Source organism: Halalkalibacter wakoensis JCM 9140, from assembly GCF_000513095.1.
GTDB lineage: Bacteria > Bacillota > Bacilli > Bacillales > Bacillaceae_D > Halalkalibacter > Halalkalibacter wakoensis.
In genome coordinates this window covers 1-14,675 of sequence record NZ_BAUT01000034.1, presented here as the reverse complement: position 1 = coordinate 14,675, position 14,675 = coordinate 1, and the positions used below count along the sequence as shown (strand labels likewise).

General features: G+C 39.1%; 12 protein-coding genes and 2 pseudogenes. 3 read left to right on the top strand and 11 right to left on the bottom strand.

Going from position 1 to position 14,675, the window contains the following annotated elements:
* Positions 1-84: 84 nt before the first annotated feature.
* The gene (locus JCM9140_RS13170) at positions 85-2,052 is read right to left on the bottom strand and encodes a right-handed parallel beta-helix repeat-containing protein (RefSeq protein ID WP_034747207.1); all 1,968 of its coding nucleotides are present in this window, start codon (positions 2,050-2,052) and stop codon (positions 85-87) included.
* A 117-nt stretch (positions 2,053-2,169) separates the two neighbouring features.
* Between JCM9140_RS13170 and JCM9140_RS13165 the strand changes: the two genes are divergently transcribed.
* Positions 2,170-2,925: a helix-turn-helix transcriptional regulator gene (locus JCM9140_RS13165; RefSeq protein ID WP_034747204.1), complete on the top strand. Its 756-nt coding sequence runs from the start codon at positions 2,170-2,172 to the stop codon at positions 2,923-2,925.
* Positions 2,926-3,119: 194 nt separating this feature from the next.
* Here the strand turns inward: JCM9140_RS13165 and ymaG are convergent, their stop codons facing one another.
* The 5 genes from ymaG to JCM9140_RS13140 form a co-directional block, all read right to left on the bottom strand.
* A complete protein-coding gene (ymaG, locus tag JCM9140_RS13160) occupies positions 3,120-3,368 on the bottom strand; it encodes an inner spore coat protein YmaG (protein WP_034747266.1) in 249 nt (82 codons plus the stop codon).
* A gap of 128 nt (positions 3,369-3,496) precedes the next feature.
* The gene (locus JCM9140_RS13155; RefSeq protein ID WP_034747201.1) at positions 3,497-4,312 is read right to left on the bottom strand and encodes an ABC transporter ATP-binding protein; all 816 of its coding nucleotides are present in this window, start codon (positions 4,310-4,312) and stop codon (positions 3,497-3,499) included.
* Complete coding sequence (locus JCM9140_RS13150; protein ID WP_034747198.1) at positions 4,312-5,343, bottom strand: FecCD family ABC transporter permease; 1,032 nt, start codon at positions 5,341-5,343, stop codon at positions 4,312-4,314. Before JCM9140_RS13150 ends, JCM9140_RS13155 begins: the two co-directional genes overlap by 1 nt.
* Entirely contained in the window at positions 5,340-6,374 is a 1,035-nt protein-coding gene (locus tag JCM9140_RS13145) for a FecCD family ABC transporter permease (protein WP_052002252.1), read from the bottom strand. The genes JCM9140_RS13150 and JCM9140_RS13145 overlap by 4 nt, the downstream gene beginning before the upstream one ends.
* Positions 6,375-7,448 carry an iron-siderophore ABC transporter substrate-binding protein gene (locus JCM9140_RS13140; protein ID WP_034747195.1) on the bottom strand — a complete coding sequence of 358 codons (1,074 nt, stop codon included), beginning with the start codon at positions 7,446-7,448 and terminating at the stop codon, positions 6,375-6,377.
* Between the two features lie 245 nt (positions 7,449-7,693).
* On the opposite strand from JCM9140_RS13140, the gene JCM9140_RS13135 reads away from it, so the two are divergent.
* On the top strand, positions 7,694-8,536 hold the full coding sequence (locus JCM9140_RS13135) for a protein-glutamine gamma-glutamyltransferase (RefSeq protein ID WP_034747192.1): 843 nt from the start codon (positions 7,694-7,696) through the stop codon (positions 8,534-8,536).
* Between the two features lie 124 nt (positions 8,537-8,660).
* Complete coding sequence (locus JCM9140_RS25440; RefSeq protein ID WP_034747189.1) at positions 8,661-8,915, top strand: YjcZ family sporulation protein; 255 nt, start codon at positions 8,661-8,663, stop codon at positions 8,913-8,915.
* 96 nt (positions 8,916-9,011) lie between these two features.
* Here the strand turns inward: JCM9140_RS25440 and betB are convergent.
* The 5 genes and pseudogenes from betB to JCM9140_RS13105 all read right to left on the bottom strand — a co-directional run bounded on the left by betB (position 9,012) and on the right by JCM9140_RS13105 (position 14,511).
* Positions 9,012-10,465, bottom strand: a pseudogene (gene betB / locus JCM9140_RS13125) (betaine-aldehyde dehydrogenase).
* A 55-nt stretch (positions 10,466-10,520) separates the two neighbouring features.
* Positions 10,521-10,880, bottom strand: coding sequence for a Rieske (2Fe-2S) protein (locus tag JCM9140_RS13120; RefSeq protein ID WP_034747186.1), 360 nt, complete (start codon positions 10,878-10,880; stop codon positions 10,521-10,523).
* A gap of 11 nt (positions 10,881-10,891) precedes the next feature.
* Entirely contained in the window at positions 10,892-11,953 is a 1,062-nt protein-coding gene (locus JCM9140_RS13115) for an amidohydrolase family protein (RefSeq protein ID WP_052002251.1), read from the bottom strand.
* Between the two features lie 381 nt (positions 11,954-12,334).
* Positions 12,335-13,863 (bottom strand): annotated as a pseudogene (locus tag JCM9140_RS13110) (BCCT family transporter).
* A 222-nt stretch (positions 13,864-14,085) separates the two neighbouring features.
* The gene (locus tag JCM9140_RS13105; RefSeq protein WP_034747183.1) at positions 14,086-14,511 is read right to left on the bottom strand and encodes an organic hydroperoxide resistance protein; all 426 of its coding nucleotides are present in this window, start codon (positions 14,509-14,511) and stop codon (positions 14,086-14,088) included.
* Positions 14,512-14,675 lie beyond the last annotated feature (164 nt).

The window sequence follows — 14,675 nt, the reverse complement described above, 5'->3', positions numbered from 1 at the left end:
AAGCTCATTTCAATTTACTACGGAGAACTTTATCTAAAATAGAGAAATGATGAAAGGGACAAGGTTACCCTTGTCCCGAAACGTTTAGCCCCATACTTTAATATAGTTTTTCCCTGCTTGTAAATTTGCAATTGGCCCCAATACACTTTTTTCTTCACGTTGTTCTCCTAGTAAATCCTTATCCACAACTACTTCGCTGCCATCTGGATTTTCAAAATCGGCATCAACAATACGAGCCTTTCCAAGAGTTTTGGTAGAATGAATGTCTCCAAGTAATGACTCGAAATCCTCTGGAAGCTCAATAGAAAGATAAACGGCATTTCCCTCTTCGATGATGTTGATTTCTGGATTGAAGTCATTGGCTATAACTCTTTCCGTTTCTCTTTCAAACGATTCTGCCCCATTATAGTATGCATTACGGTTAATATATACCGGCTGCCCAATTTGATGGAATCTATGATGATCACCATCTTCTTGATTCACAATCTCGATGTATTCCTCAAGTGAAGTTGTATACCCTTTAAAGTGAATCGTACCAACATATTCATTTGTTATCTCGGTAGGAAGTATTGTTTTCAACCCCGTTGTTTTGATCGTATCGTCGCCAATAAAGATGTTATTGTAGAAACGGTCGTCGCCACCATACACAGGAGCAAAACCAGCTACCTCCGTACTATGTGGTACATGATATGGTGTTGCACGGTCAAGCATTTCTTTATGAACCATTTTACCGCGAATTAAATTGTTAATATAAGCTCCGCCTTGTGCATGATTATCTAATGCATAGTCTGCAGTAAGGATGTTGTTATCAACGATATAAGGACCACTACTAACTTCAACAAACAAGTCACGGTTATTTCGATAAAACAGATTTCTGCTTACTCTAGTACCTTGTGTCTGCCAATCTAGCCATGTACCTAAAGAGCAGTCATGAATACGGTTGTCATGAATTTGAACGTCAATGGCTGCATGTAGCTTAATCCCCGCAATTTCATGTCCATAAAACTCGCGCTTTAAGGCAATATTGTAAATATGGTTATTATAGATTTCACTGAACACGCAACCTAGATGACCAACGACACCATTTTGACCACAATCATAAATGGTATTGTTTCGAATAATATGAGAACCAATTTTTTCTTTACTCCAACCAATTTGTTTAGCAGAAAAGACGGCCTCTAACTGATATTGATAGCCTGGCTTATCTTTACGGATCGTGCGAGCGTTATGGCCCGTTGAAGCTTCTTTACCAATACTGATTGCACTGCATTTTGCGTCATGGATAATATTATCCTCAATAATCCATCCTTTACTCCAATGAGGTCCAATTAATCCTGGCTGATCCGCCGTTGGTGGAGTCCATGGAGTTGCTGCTTGGGCCATTTCAAAACCTTTAACCGTAATATAGTTGACTCCAATTTTCCCTGGATAAAAACAAGCTTTACGCACATTAATCTCTACTAGTTCTTCATTCGGATTTGATCCGTGGAAGTTAGCATAGATGGTTGTATTACAATCATCTACTTCTGCATACCAAACATATTTTGTTTGCTCTTCGTTATGGACAGGAACAACTGTCTCTGTCCAGTGGTCTAACACTTCTGTTTTCACTTCTGGATTTCGTAACTGTTCAAAAGTTTCTGTCTCATAAAAGGACATGCCATTTAAATAAACATCTCCAAGGTGTCTTCCTGGATTATAAACAACCCAGTCTCCGAAAATTTCTTCTTTGTATGGATTATAATCTCCGAAAAATTCATTTGGTAATACAACTTTCCAGACAGTTCCTTCGACCTGTTCCCAATCTTGAATCTGCTCAGAGCCTTTAATGACAACTTTTTCCCCTTCAGCTGCCTGATACGTGATTCTTCTGTATTCACTTAATCCGGCAAACTTCGGTTTTACCCATTCCCGGTATTCTCCTTCATGGACAATAATAGTATCTCCTGCTTGAGCAACAGAAGCTGCTTTATTAATTGTTAAAAATGGATTCTTTTTTGTTCCCTCTGCCAAATCTGAACCATTCTTTGCCACATGGTAGTCGAGTGCCATTTTGCTTCCCCCTTTATGTATCATAGATACATTATAAGAGCCGAAATAAGTCAATTTCTATTCGAAAAATAGTATAATATAAGACAATAATCGTTTTTTTTTCAGGGGGAGAAGCTTTTGGCTTTTTTTGAACATCATGGAGTTGAAAAAAAAGAATCCTTTCACATTTTTAAACTACTTACCCAAACCTTTCCTCTTCACTTTCATCGAGCTTACGAACTCATCGTTGTCAATGAAGGAGAGTTACTAGTAAATATTGATCAAAAAAAGTATACATTGAATAAAAATGATATAGCATTCATTTTTAATAACCAAATCCATGAGCTTAAAGCGAAGGACCATTCCGACATTTCTATCGTCATATTTTCACCTGAATTAATTGGCCGTTTTTTCATGAATTATAAGGGGTACGTTCCAGAAAATAATGTTATTCACTTAAGTAAAGCCCCCAATTTGGATGAAATAGATTCCATTTATAGACAGAAAAGTTTTCTATATGATATTTGCGGGAGATTGATTGATAATACTGAATTTCTTCCCGTCGAACACTCTACAAAGACCGAAGTACTACATAAAATTCTCCTTTATGTAGATAGGAATTATAGTGACGATTGCACGCTTAAAGTAATCGCAAAACAATTGCAATACGATTATGCCTACCTATCCAAACTGTTTATACACATGACAAACATGAGCTTCACTGAATACTTGAATCATTATCGAATTTCACAAGCCTGTTATTTGTTGAAAAATAGTCAGCAGTCCATTAGTGAGATAGCGATTAATTGTGGTTATAATAACCTCAGGTCATTCAATCGTAACTTTAAAAAAATGACAAGCCAGTCACCTAGAAGTTTCAGAGAAATAACCTAGTAGACGAAGAACTAGAGGGGCAGGAGTTTGCTACTCAAAATAAAGAGACAGGAAGATTGTTTACCTTTTAGGTTCATTATCTATTGCCTATTGAATGAAGGGTGTTACTACGTTAAGTAAGATGCGAACTTCTTACATACAAACGGAGTGCCAAAGGAAGGGCACTCCGTTTATTTGTATTATAGCTTTCCATTTTAGTAATACAGAAATGGTCGATAAGGGTACGGCGGATAATAAGGATAAAAAGGGTACGGTCGATAATACCCAAAACCAGGACCTGGGGCCAAAAGTGCACCAGTAGCGAGTCCTCCTAAAAAACCTAAACCAAAGCCAGGTCTGCCGTATCCAAAGCCAGGTCTACCGTATCCAAAGCCAGGCCTACCCACTCCAAATCCAGGACTGAAAAAGCGTTGATCATTGCCATCTAATCTTACATCTGGTATACCGTGATATGAATAATCATTAGTCAAAACAAATCCCTCCCCATTCGTTTATACAATAAAGGATATGCTTAACTAGCCTAATGGGTTTGGGTATATGCCTTTTGTTTATACAATTTTTAAACGGGTATTTAAGAGTACATTCTCAACTTATTATGATGTCGTCCAATTGGTATGACAGAAGGGGAACCTGAGACCGGGTCTTTTATGACTGTGCAATGGAGACCGAAAATATCTTCGATTAGTGTGCTCGTAATCACCTCTTTTGGAGCGCCCTCTGCTACAAGCTTACCTTTTTGAAGAGCAAAAATATGATCGGCGTAACGTGCCGATAAGTTAATATCATGAAGAACCATGACAATGGTCGTTCCATGTTTTCGGTTAAGATCAGTCAACAGATCAAGAATTTCAACTTGATAAGTGATATCTAAATACGTGGTTGGTTCATCGAGAAACAGTATGTCTGTTTGTTGTGCCAAAGCCATTGCAATCCATACGCGCTGTCTTTGACCACCTGAAAGTTCATCAATATTTTGCTCGGCAAATTCAGTAATCTTCATCATTTCCATTGCTTCACTAACAGCTTCATAGTCCTTTTTTGTCCAACCTTTTAAAAACGTTTGGTGTGGAAATCTTCCTCGTCCAACTAAATCAGCAACTGTTATCCCTTCAGGCACAATAGGGGATTGAGGCAAAAGACCTAACACACGAGCCAGCTGTTTTGGTGGGATTTTATGAATCGGTTTTCCGTCCAATGTCACTTGCCCAGATGTTGGTTTAATTAGACGAGCCATCGTTTTGAGGAGTGTCGATTTTCCACAGCCATTCGCTCCAATAATGATGCTTATTTGATTACTTGGAACCGAAATACTCACATCATATAAAATGGTTTTATGATCATATCCAGCAGTGATATTTTCAGATTGAAAGATATGTGTCGGTTTCATTAGAAATCTCCTTTTCGATTCATACGGATTAGCAAATAGATCAAGTAAGGAGCACCAAGAATACCTGTGATGACACCTACAGGGTAACGAGTTGCGAAGGCAAACTGTCCAATAAGATCTGATGCTAAAACTAAAATGATTCCAACAAGCCCGGCTGGAATAATCGTTGAAAATCCAACCCCTACTAATCTTTTTGCAATAGGTCCAGAAAGGAAGGCGACAAAGGCAATTGGTCCAGTTGCCGCGGTAGCTAAGGCAATAATCATGACAGAACTGAGAATAAGAATAAGTCTTGTCTTATTCGTATCAACTCCAAGGGATGTAGCTGCCTGCTCCCCAAGCTCCAACATATCTAATGGCTTCCCAAGTAGTATGATGACAGGTGCGAAAATAACAACCGTTAAAATGAGAGGGTAAAGGCCCTCCATATTCACCCCATTTAGACTTCCGGTTAACCATCTCATTGCAGTAGGAATGTCATGTGTCTGACCAATCAGTAATAAATAAGAAATAACAGCGTTTAGCATTGCTTGAATGCCAATTCCTATTAAAATTAATCTCCCTATAGAAAAAGAGTTTCCTCTTGATAAGAGAAAAATAATGAGTGCTGTAGCAAGTCCACCAATGATAGAAGCAATTGAAACAAGGAAATTGCTGGCTTGAAGAACAATAATACAAAAGACAGCAGCCGCACTTGAACCAGCTGTGATTCCAATGACATTTGGGTTTGCTAAAGGATTTCTCAACATTGTCTGAAATACAGTTCCAGCAACTCCGAAGGCAAATCCAGCAAAAACACCTGCAACCATTCTTGGAAAACGGATTGTGCCGACTGCAAATGATGCTCCTTGTACGTCTTCACCTAGTAGAACACGTATAACATCTTGAGCGGGATAGATGGTATTCCCAAGCATTAGCATAGCGCAACATAATACAAAAGCGATGATGGCAAGGGAGGAAGTCACGAATAGATAACGACGGCGTCTTTTCGTTCTACCTTCTATAATTAGATTGACTGTATCATTTATCATAACGAGCGCATCTTCGCTTTCATAGTTAGTAAGATTAAGATGGGGGCACCAATAAACGCTGTAACAACGCCAACTTCTAATTCACCAGGACTACCAAGAAGTCTGCCACATATATCTGATATTGTTAATATAATGGCACCTGAAAGAGCTGACATCGGGATAATATAACGCAAATCAGGACCGATCAAAAGCCTTATTACGTGAGTTGCTAATAAACCAATAAAGCCAATAGGGCCTGCCAGTGCAGTAGTTACGGCGCACAATAGAACTCCACCAAAAGCAGCAATGAGTCTTATTGTCCCAGTACGAACTCCTAATCCTGTAGCAGCTTCATCACCTAATGCTAATGCATTTAATGCTGGAGCTGTGAATAAGGCAATTAGGATTCCAACAATAAGAAAAGGAATAAATGTAGAGATTGAACTCCAGTTTCCTGCTCCGACACTCCCTACTTGCCAAAATCTAAATTGATCCATAACGTTTGAGCGAGGAATCATAATGGCCATTACAAGAGAAGACAACGCAGCACTTGTAGCAGCACCCGCTAAAACAAGTTTGAGGGGCGTGGCACCGCCACTCCCCATCGAACCAATTCCGAATACAAAAATGGCAGTTATAATTGCTCCTACTAGAGCGAACCAAATGTATTGACTAGCAGAACCAATATTAAAAAAGGAAATTCCACAAACAACGAAAAGTGCTGCTCCTGTGTTAACCCCCAATATACTAGGATCTGCAATAGGATTGCGCGTGACTGATTGCATGAGAGCCCCAGATACTCCTAATGCTGCACCACACATGAAACTAAATACAGTTCTAGCAATTCTTTGGCGAACAACACTTGCTTCATGAGACTGTACATCAGGTTGAAACAAACCAATCATTAGTTCATTCCAACCAATTGTACGAGAGCCAAAAGCAAGAGAAGCCAATACACATAAACCGAGTAAAATCACAGAAAGTACAAGAACTCTTATGAAATTTCTCGGAAGATGCAACTGCTTATTTTTTGAAACGGATGGATGAATCATCTACTTTAATTTGCTAACAGCTTCTGAGATTAGATTTACGTATTCATCAATTGAATATTGAATTGAAAGTGGGTTCGGAGTTCCCGCTGCTGCAAGTGGAGTATTATCTCCAATAATGACAACAGACCCTCTTTCAATTGCCGGTACTTTTCCAAGGATCGGATCAGCTTGCAATGCGGCTAACGTATTTTCATCTCCATAGGTTATTAATACTTCAACACCATTAAGTGCATCTGCATTCTCAGAACTTAATTCAATGTAAAAACTAGTAGGGTCGGCAATTTGATCGATAATACTTTCTGGGTATTCCATTCCTAACTCCCCAAGAAACTCTCCACGAGGGTCAGCTGGCGTATAAACGTAAAACTTCGATAAGTCGGCAGCATTAATCATGGCAAATGCGGCTTTTTTTCCTTTAATCTCAGAATGTTCATTAGCTTTATCTTGAATTAATTTCTCTGTATCAGCAATAAGTTGCTTTCCTTCTTCCTCCATCCCCATCCCGATGGAGTTAAGTGTAATTTGGTCGCGCCATGAAGTTACCCAAGGACCTGTTTCATATGCGACAACAGGAGCAATTTGAGTTAACGTGTCGTATTCTTCTTGAGTAATGCCTGAGTATGCTGCAAGAATGACATCTGGATTTGCATCTGAAATTGCTTCAAAATCCAAGCCGTCTGTATCTTGGAAGATAATTGGTTGTTCAGCGCCTAGTTCGTTTAATTTCTCTGCCGTCCATGGTAACATTCCGCTATCATCTTGAACACCATAGTTTGCAGCTGAGAAACCTACTGGAACAACATCGAGAGCAAGAACAACATCATGATTTGCCCATGAAATTGTAACAACACGTTCAGGCTTTTCGTCAATGACTGTTTCGCCTAAGGCATGCTCAATCACGATTGGATAGTCAGATGTTGTAACTTCTGTATCAGCAATTTCTGTATTAGGATCTTCGGTTGAAGTTGGTTCACCTTGTGAATTTGATTGTTCGCTTGAACAACCAACTAGTGCAATTAAAAGCATAGAAAGCAGTAATAATGTGATAAATGAATTCTTGTGAGTTGTACTCATATCGTATCCCATTCCTTCTCGGATTTTATTTGATAACAATTATCATTATCATCAATATATATTCACTTTAAAAAGTTGTCAATAAAATTCTTCTTAAAATGAGTACGATCGGAACAGCTCAACAAAATAGCAAGAATTTTGCATCCTACGCATATAAATTTTTAAATATGAATTTTTAATTACTGAAAGATTTCAAAAAGAAAAGAGATTTACGTCTTTAGAATCAAACTGAAATGGGGAATAGCATGATACATGTAGCTGGAATGCCTGTTTTGCTAGAGAACATCGTCGATCTTGAAAATGAAGAAAGAGTTATCATTCAACACATGATTAACTCTCCTGAATGGTTTTCTTATGAATCCATGAACGAACTTAGATTTGAGGTAAGTCTACGAATAAATATTATGGAAAGCGCAAAAGAAATGAATGAAAGTGAAGTGACGTTTACTATCTTTGCACATGCACAATGCAATCCAGCATACTGGTATTTGACAAGTGCTGGGGGTTTTTTAGTAAAGCGAAATGTCAGACCTTCAGATGCAATTTTAGATATTTATCGGAACGGCTCCCTTTATGCCTTTGAATGTGCAACGGCCATCATTATAATTTACTATCATGCCATTTTAAAAAAGATCGGAGAACGTCATTTTAATACGATTTTTCAGAACCTTTATTTATACAGTTGGCATACGGATCCAGACTTAGACTTACTCAGCTTTGAATCGAATTATTTCTTGCCCGGAGATGTTGTGTATTTTAATAATCCTGATTTCCATCCAAGTACACCTTGGTACAGAGGAGAAAATGCGGTTATGTTGAGTGATGGGACGTTTTTTGGACATGGATTTGGAATTATGACTGCTGAAGAAATGATTGAATTTCTGAACGCACAAAGATTCCCAGGAAGTATGCAACCGGCTTACTTAATGAATTTAATTACACGAATTTCACCTACAACGATGAAAAACCTGTTAGCGATGCCAAGTGTTCGTGCTTTTTATAAAAAGCAAAAGATTGTTATACATCATAATTTGTCTTCGATTTCCAGTCTTCTTTATCTCATGTATTTGTCCAATTCTGGTCAGTAGCTTTGTTATTTGTTTTTTTTCAAAACAGTGACATTCACCCATTTAATAATTAGACAGGTTCACATTCCAGCTAGGTGAGTATATTGTAGTGTAATATATACTCACCGAAAAGGAAGTGCTACGTATGTACGATAACCTACATTCACCTCATACTATGATGGCAGGAGCTAATGTACCAGCCAATATTCCACACACTATGGCAGTAGATAATATGCCTCCAATGGTAGCTGGCGCAATGGATATGCCATATTACTCTGCTCCAGCTTATGGATACGGGTATGGATACACTGCCCCTAAACATGGTGGTTCTGGTTTTACATTAATTGTTGTGTTATTTATTCTATTAATAATTGTCGGAGCAACTTTCATTCCTTGTTAAGTAAGACCTGCAAATTGAAATAGCTATCTAAAAAGACGATGAGACACTATAGCTCTCATCGTCTTTTTTGGAAATTACAATTTGTGGGGATGTTCGCTAAAACCAATTAATAGGCTCTGGTTTTAAGTTGTGTAGAATATGCTTCGTTTCTGTATATTCTTCTAATCCCAGTTTCCCTAGTTCACGGCCAATACCTGATTGTTTATATCCACCCCACGGTGCGTGAGGAAAATAGACGTTAAAGTCATTAATCCAAACGGTTCCCATACGCATGGCAGCTGCACAACGCTCTGCTTTAAGAAGATCACTCGTCCAGACTCCACCGGCAAGACCATAGATCGAATCATTCGCTAGTTTCATCGCTTCTTCTTCTGTCGTGAACGTTTCCACTGTAATGATCGGGCCGAATGCTTCCTCTTGAACAATGGTCATATCTGTTGTGCAATTGGTAAAAATCGTTGGCAAAAAGAAGAAGCCTTTTTTGAGGGCAGAGTCTTGTGGACGTTTGCCGCCAACGGCAATCTTTGCTCCTTCTTTTTTTCCAGTTTCAACATATTGTTCGACTTTTGCCAAATGCTCGGCAGAAATAAGGGGACCCATTTGCGTTTTCTCATCAAAACCGCTGCCTAATTTGATGTTTTTCACACGTTCTACCAATGTATCGACAAACTTGTCATGAATCTTCTCTTCAATGATTAGTCTTGTTCCAGCTGAGCAAATTTGACCGGCATGGAAAAAGACTGCATTCATGGCTTGATCAATCGCTGTATCAAAGTCTGCATCAGCAAATACGACGTTAGGGTTTTTTCCGCCAAGTTCAAGAGCTATTTTTTTAACATTGCCACTAGCTGCTTGCATGATTTTTTTGCCTGTTTCAATTCCACCTGTAAAAGAAACTAAATCCACATCATTGTGAGTGGAAAGTTCTGCACCTACTGTGTTACCTGAACCGAGTACGAGGTTAACGACCCCAGCTGGCACACCGGCTTCTTCCATTAGTTCGAAAACTTTAATCGTCGTAAGTGGCGTGATTTCACTCGGTTTCATAATGAGAGTGTTACCTGTAGCGAGTGCGGGTGCTAACTTCCACGAAGCTGTAACAACGGGTAGTTCCAAGGTGTGATTTGTCCGCAAACACCAACCGGTTCACGGACAACTTTACTTACTGTGTTTGGAATAGGGGACTCGATAAGTTCTCCACCATCTTTGTCCGCTAACTCGGCATAATAACGAAAAACTCCGGCAATATCATCCATATCAACACGGCTTTCTTCAACCGTTTTGCCGGTATCTAACGATTCGAGTTCTGCTAGTTCTTCTTTATCTCTTTCAATGAACTCGGCAATTGTACAAACGATTGCTCCACGTTTGGTTGCAGGTGTTGTTGCCCAATCTCCTTGATCAAAAGCTTTTCTTGCTGCAGCAATTGCAGCTTTAGTATCTATTTCATTTCCTTCTGCAACGGTTGCAATCACTTCTTGGTTAAATGGGTTGATAATATCACGTGTTTGACCGCTTATAGCATCAATCCATTTTCCGTCTATAAACATTTTTTTCGTTGTCATAGAGGTTTTTCTCCTTTTATTTAAAAACTGAACTTTTTAGTTATTTGTAAACAATCACATTTTCATCTTCTACTCGAACTTGAAAGTTTACGAGTTTTTGTTTAGGGCTGGCTAGCATTCTGCCTTCGTTTTTAATATCGAATTCTCTGCCGTGCCATGGGCAGCGAATGATTTCGCCTCTCCTGCAATAGTGATAGTCTCCGGGCTTACTTTGATCAGTTGTTGCCCCACAAATCATTCCCTTTTCAAGACGAGCGCCTTGGTGAGTGCATTGATTTAAAAACGCATAAAATTCACCGTCTAGTGTACGGCAAATCAAGACATTTTTCTCTCCAAAGTCGGATGCCATCATTTGTCCGGGCTCTAAATCTGTTGTTTTACATACGATTTGTTCTTTCATACTTAGTCCTCCTACGAATTAGGTAGTTTTGGATAAAATGCTTTTGCGTTCTCTGCGAATATTTTCTTCTTTAACTCTTCATCTATGTTCGGTAGTGCGCGTGTTGGTGAGTCATAATCCCAATGCGGGTAATCTGTTGAGAAGCAAAGAATTTCATCCGTTCCCATTTGTTCAATAAGAGACATAAATTCTTTTTTTGTTAGTTCTTCGGCTGGTTGAGTGGTTATTCTTATTTGCTGTTTAAAAATATCACTTGGTTTTCTTTTTAACCATGGTACTTCATGGCGAAGATCACGGAATTGCTGGTCCATTTTCCACATAAGATGAGGCACCCAAGTGAAACCACCTTCGATCATCATCAGTCCCAGGTTAGGAAACTTATCAAACACACCATTAAACATCATGTTCGTGATTTGTTTCATGTGAGCGGTAGGAATCAGTGTGTGCCATTCAATAAAATATCTTGGCCATTTCCCGTAATACACAGGAGGTTCATTATGATGCATTCCGATCATTAGATGATGTTTTTCGGCTGCTTCAAAAATAGGGTGGTAATACGGATCGCCCCACATAATATCATCAATTGGAAGCAACACCTGTACCATCTTCGGGTGGGAGCCGACTCGTTCAATCTCTTTAACAGCTGCAGCGGGATCCTGTGCAGCAATGTGGACTGAACCATATAAGCGCTCATCTTTTTCTAACCATTCTGCAATTTGCCAATCATTATAAGCTGTCGCTAAGGCTGTTGCCATTTCATACCATCCGTGCATAGAGGAAGGAGAAGGATCTAGAGCACCCGTTAAGATTCCATATTCATGGCCCACATCATCGAGCAACTGTTTTTGCATAAAGGCTAAGTCTGTTCCTGCAGGTCGTCCATCAGGTGGAATTGCGTCTGCCCGGTCCACACCAGCAACAGTAGGTTGAGTATAGGGCATATGTTTTTCTTGAATCCAATGACAATTGGCCATGTAATGTTTAAACGGTTCATCAAGATACTCTAAAATATCTTTGTATTGAACACGTTCATGTATATCCGTATCAACTATTCGAATTCGTTCTTTAGCCAACGTGCATTCCCCCAGTAAAAAAAATTTAGAATAATTTGTATTTTACCAGTGCCTCATTAAGACTTCCAAATCCGCTGAGTGGCAGTGAGTGGCAATTACCTAGTTCAGTGAAGGCCAGTGAAGCTCAGTGAAGGTCAGTGACTGTTTTTTAATTTTTTGATAAGTGATATCCGTAGAAAGTCGTTAAAATTAAATTTGCTGTGAAGAGGAGAGTGTGTATAGGGGGAGCAATAGGACAAATATGTGGCGAACATGTATCATTAACAACTAAGTATAAGAAAACAGTCCAAAAACCACCCTCTGAAAATGTAAATTCAAGAGGGTGGTTTTTGTGACGATGTCTTAAAAAAAGCATCACCTAATTAGTTACATTTAGTGAAGTTAGGAAACTTTTTCTCCTTTATCATTCTTCCAACTTCTTTTGAGCGGTTTTCCGCCAATGTCATGTTTGGCAGCTTTGTAAAAAGAAGCTCCCATCAGTAACATGACAACGGAAAATGGCAGTGCAGCAATGATTAACATATTCTGCAGCCCTTGTGTACCACCAAAATAAACAATGATGGCAGCCATTGCTGACATGGCAAGTCCCCAAACGATTTTAATCGAGTTAGGTGGTTGATAGACCCTTTCGTACTAAGCATACCAAGAACAAACGTAGCTGAGTCGGCTGACGTAATGAAAAAAATCGCAATGACGACAATAGTTAAAATGGACATAAACGCGCCAAGTGGATATTGCTGAAGAACTCCAAACGTTGTGGTTTCTAAGGAGTAATCTGAAATTACAGCCAATCCGTTTTGTTCTAAATTTAGAGCCGAAACGCCAAACACTGTAAAAAAGATAAAACAAACCAAGGCAGGGACAAAAAGCACACCTAGCATAAATTCTTTGATTGTACGCCCTTTGGAAATTCTTGCAATAAAAATCCCTACAAATGGAGCCCAAGAGATCCACCATGCCCAATAGAAGATCGTCCAATTATCAATCCAAGTTCGACCGGTTTCATTTAAGGGCGAAATACGAAAGCTCATATCAAAAAAGTTTGTGATATAACTTCCGAGTGTTGCCGTAAACATGTTTAAAATGTACAAAGTTGGGCCAACAATAAACAACAGCATCATAAGAGCTAGTCCAAGGCCCATATTAATATTACTTAAATATTTAATTCCTTTTCCGATACCAGACCATGCTGAGAAAATAAATAGAGCAGTGGCGATGGCTAAAATGAGTAACTGCATTCCAAACGTGTTCGGTGTTTGAAAAAGAAAAGATAACCCACCATTAATCTGTGCAGAGCCAAAGCCAAGAGTTGAAGCCACACCTACGACAGTTGCAAAGATAGCAAGTGTATCAATTAATTTTCCAGCGAGGCCTTGCATACGCTTTTCACCTAAAATCGGAATCAGTGTGGCACTAATCAGTCCAGGAAGACCTTTTCGGAATTTAAAATAAGCTAAAGCTAAAGCGACAACTCCGTAAACGGCCCAAGCATGAATTCCCCAATGGAAAAAGGAAAACTGAAGGGACTGTCTGATTGCTTCATTTGAGCCAGCCTCTGCTCTTGGAGGACTAATAAATGCATGAGATATTGGTTCAGCCGTCGTCCAGAAAACCAATCCCATCCCCATTCCCGCACTAAACAACATAGCAAACCATGAAGGTAAACTAAATTCGGGAAGGTCACTTTCTTTACCTAATTTAATTTTTCCAAAGCGGGAAAAAATAAGGTAGATACAGAAAGACAAAAACAACATAATGATTAGTAAATAGTACCAGCCAAATGCTTTAGATATATACGCTGTCACATTTGAAGATACGGCCTGTAGGTGATCAGGAGCAAGTACACCCCAGACAACAAATACAGCACATATAGAAAGTGAATACCAAAAAACGGCACTTTCATTCTTCACACTCTCACCTCAATTCAAGAATTTATGAACCAAGTTATTATCTCTTAATTTAGCAAATTAATCAAATAAACACTAGTTTTGTGGTAGAAAGGTGAGCAGGATGTATCTAGTAGGGGGAAGAGGAAAGGGAGTTGTAAGAGCATTTAAAAAGGCTTTTTGAGATTTCCCAAAAAGCCTTTTTATTCGTGCGTAGAAGTGGTTTGGATCAGAATCAATTAAGTATTAAGCGTTTGCTTCAAGCGTAACTTCGATATTCCCTCTAGTTGCTTTAGAATATGGGCAAAAATCATGTGCTTTATGGACAAGCTCCTCTAAAACAGATTTCTCGATACCTGTTCCTTTTACTTTCAGATTGACCGCGAGTTTGAAGCCACCATCTTTTTCGTCTTTTAAAAGACTAACATCCGCAGTAACCTCCGATTCAAAGGTCACACCTTGGTTGCGTGCCATGAGTTGAAGTGCTCCATCAAAACAAGCTGAATAGCCTGCAGCAAAAAGTTGTTCAGGATTCGTAGCGTCTGATAATTCTTTAGCACGAGGACTTCCTGGCATGGCTAGGTCAATGTCAATAACGCCATCTGAGGATTTGACATGACCTTCTCGCCCACCTAAAGCCGTTGCTGATGAAGTAAATAAAACTTTTGACATAATGCACTCTCCTTTTTATACACAATTTGTAACCTATTCTACGATTACCCTTTTTGTGTGTTCTTAAACTTAGAACTGCTGAAAAAGAGAGAGTTTTAGCCGAAGAGAAGGGGCCTTCTGACAGAAACGGATGGGAAGGGCTAAAAGGAGTCAGAAGAGAAGGT